General features: G+C 65.4%; 3 protein-coding genes. All 3 read right to left on the bottom strand.

Annotation, left to right across the window (positions count from 1 at the left end):
• Window positions 1-45: 45 nt before the first annotated feature.
• Window positions 46-1,287: a glycosyltransferase gene (locus WS68_RS08575; protein WP_059570388.1), complete on the bottom strand. Its 1,242-nt coding sequence runs from the start codon at window positions 1,285-1,287 to the stop codon at window positions 46-48.
• An 8-nt stretch (window positions 1,288-1,295) separates the two neighbouring features.
• On the bottom strand, window positions 1,296-2,507 hold the full coding sequence (locus WS68_RS08570) for a glycosyltransferase family 4 protein (protein ID WP_059570387.1): 1,212 nt from the start codon (window positions 2,505-2,507) through the stop codon (window positions 1,296-1,298).
• Window positions 2,508-2,533: 26 nt separating this feature from the next.
• The coding region (locus WS68_RS08565) for a glycosyltransferase (RefSeq protein ID WP_156429409.1) at window positions 2,534-2,870 on the bottom strand (337 nt) is incomplete at its 5' end.

Below are 2,870 nucleotides of genomic sequence, written 5' to 3'. Positions count from 1 at the left end.
GCTCCATGCCGCGCCGGGCGGCACGAAGCGCGTGCCCGTGCTGCGTCAACGCACTGCCGCCACTGCGCTGGCCTTGGCCGCCGTTGCCTTGGCTTCGGACAGCGGGCGCATCGCCTCGACGAAACCTTTCAGTTGATTCTTCCAGTAATACTTCGAGCGCACCTCTAGCGGCGTCGCATCCGTCTTCCTCGGCCGGTCCAGCGCGCGCCGCACCGCCACCCGGAAGTCCCGCGCGTTGTCCGCGATCTGCACGTGCGGCAGCGACATCGCCGCCTCGAATCCGCGAAACGCCTTGCTCGTCGCCACGATCGGGCAGCCCGATTCCAGCGCCTCCGCCGTCTTCAGGTTCGAGCCCTCCCCATCCGTGATCGGCAGCAACACCACGTGGCTCGCCCGCACCAGCGCCTGTAGCTCCGTCTTCTCCCGCGGCCCCGCTATGTTCAGCCGGCTCAGGTTCACGTCCGCATACCGCTGGTAGCCCGGCGCCTGCATGATGATCGAACTCACTCCGCCCACTACCAGAATGTCCTCGTCCGGCCGCAAGAACGTCAGCCCCGGCGCCATCATGTCCCAGAAACCCTGCGCGTTCGGCAAGTGAGCACTGCTCACGAATACCGGAATCGGCCGGCTGAAGAACGCCAGCCACTCCGCCACCCGCTGCGGCGTGCACGAGAACGGCTCCACTCCGTTGCCCGCCACCACTGCGTTGAAGGCCGGCTTGCCCGACACTTCCCGGTAATACGCCAGGTCCGACTCCGTGCACGCCACCACCAGATGCGCGTCGCGCGCCGCCGCGTGCTCCATCTCCCGGATCGCCTCGATCAGCGCCTCCCGCTGCGGATGGCCCGTTCTCGCGAACAGCTTGTCCTTGAGCCGCCACTCGATGTTCTGCGACGAATAGATCAGCTTCGTGCCCGGCGGCGCCACCCGCTGCACCGCCTTGAACAGCCACGGCTGCTCGATCACCACCGCCTGCGGCCGATACGCATTGATCACCGCCTGCAGCCGCGCCGATGCTTTCGCGTCACGCGCGCCGAACACCCCGCTGTAATAATCCGACAGCCACGGCAGATCGCCATGCCAGTATTCGGACTTCGAATCGAACGCGATGTCGTCCTCGCCCGCCTGCGGATAATCGTCCGCGACATACACCGCGACGTTCTTTACCTCGTAGCCGGCCGCGCGCAACTCGGCGGCAATCTGCGCCGAGCGGATCTGGCCGCCATGACGGGGATCGATCGTCGGATAAGGGGTAACCTGCAGGATTCGTGCAGCGTGTTCTCGCATGGCGTCGGTCAAAGCAGTTTCGTCGAAAATTCGCGGCCGAAATCGTCCCACGTGCGTTGGACGAAGCCGTTCACGATCCGGGTTTCCAGCCCCTGGCGATACTCGGGCTCGTCGATCAGGCGCCGGATCTCGCGCTCCCACGCGGGCAGATCCAGCGGATGGTGGCTCGGCGACAAGCCGCCCGTCGCCTCGCTCAGCGCGCTGTTGTTCGACGTCACGCACACCTTGCCGAAGCTGGCCGCCTCCGTCGCCGCCAGCCCCCAGCCTTCGTAATGGCTCGGCAGCACCGCGAACAGCGCGTTCGCATACAAATGCATCAGCAGATCGTCGCCCACGCCTTGCAGCCACTCGATCTTGCCGTCCCGCGTCGCGTTCATCTGCCCCATCTGCTGGATCATGTTCTCCGCGCCCCAGCCGCGCATGCCCACGAAGATCAGGCGCGGGCAGCGCGCGCCGCGCTCCAGGTGCAACTGGCGCCAGATGTCGAGCATCAGCTGGTGGTTTTTTCTCGGCTCCAGCGTGCTCACCAGAATCACGTACTCGCCCGCGTTGCAGAGGCTGCGCAACTGCGCGCGCTCAGCCGCGCTCAACTGCGGCAGCGCCGATTTGCGCGGCAGCCCCGCAAGCGGCACCACCTCCACGCGCGGCAGCGGCCCGCTCAGCTCGGCGCGCTGCCAGAATTCGAGCAGGTCCTGCTTCGAATGCTCGGAGATCGAGAACACCGATTGCGCGTATTTCGCAACGTCGCGGTAATGGCGGTGGAACTGATCGAAGAATTCCGGGCCGGGCGTGAACTCCGGAAACAGCAGCGGAATCAGGTCGTACAGCGCGGCGACGAGCGCCTTGTGCTGGCCGTACAGGCGCATCACCCGATCCGGGATGTCGAACGACCAGTCGCTGCCGACGGTCACGAACTTGTCGGCCGGGCTCGGCTTGAACGGCGCGAGCGGCTTCTTCAAGGCTGGCGGCACCTCATCCGGGTTGTCGGCCAGCACCCATTCGTCCGAGCAGATCTCGTCGAATAGCGGCGCGCCCGTGAGCTTCCATTCGCCGCTTTGGCGATCGAGCAGCACCGGTTCGATGCGCGTCGGGTGCAAGTGCCGCAGTTGCTTGACCAGCTCGCGCTCGACCCGGATGATGCCGACCGGGCGCCGGCGCCAGTCGGCGCTGGCCGTCACGTTGACGACGATGCGTTGTTTCGCGGTGGCTTGTTTGACCATGTCGTGTGTGGGCGCAACGAGGGCGGTTAAACGTTGACGAGCAGTTTCTCGCAGAACTCGCGCGAGAAGTCGGCCCAGGTTCTGGCCACGTAATGGCTCGCAATCTTGCGCTCCAGATCAAGACGGTATGCGTGGTCGTCGATCAGGCGCGTGATCTCGTTTTTCCAGCCGAAGAAATCGCCCGGAGGGTACTGCGGCATCAGCCCTTGCGCCGCTTGCGGCAGTGCGCTGTTGTTCGCGATCACGCACGCCTTGCCGAACGACATCGATTCCGTCGCCGCCAGTCCCCACCCTTCGTACATGCTTGGGAATACCGTGAACAGGCAATTCGCGTACAGGTGCGCGAGCAACGCGTCGCTGACG

Source organism: Burkholderia sp. TSV86, assembly GCF_001522865.1.
GTDB lineage: Bacteria > Pseudomonadota > Gammaproteobacteria > Burkholderiales > Burkholderiaceae > Burkholderia.
The sequence above is the reverse complement of the archived record's forward strand: the minus strand, read 5'-3'. Positions and strand labels throughout refer to the sequence as shown.

What these genes read in the sequence shown, in the direction of transcription:
- WS68_RS08575 (WP_059570388.1), bottom strand. Translation starts at nt 1,287, where the DNA reads ATGCGAGAACACGCTGCACGAATCCTGCAGGTTACCCCTTATCCGACG.
- WS68_RS08570 (WP_059570387.1), bottom strand. Translation starts at nt 2,507, where the DNA reads ATGGTCAAACAAGCCACCGCGAAACAACGCATCGTCGTCAACGTGACG.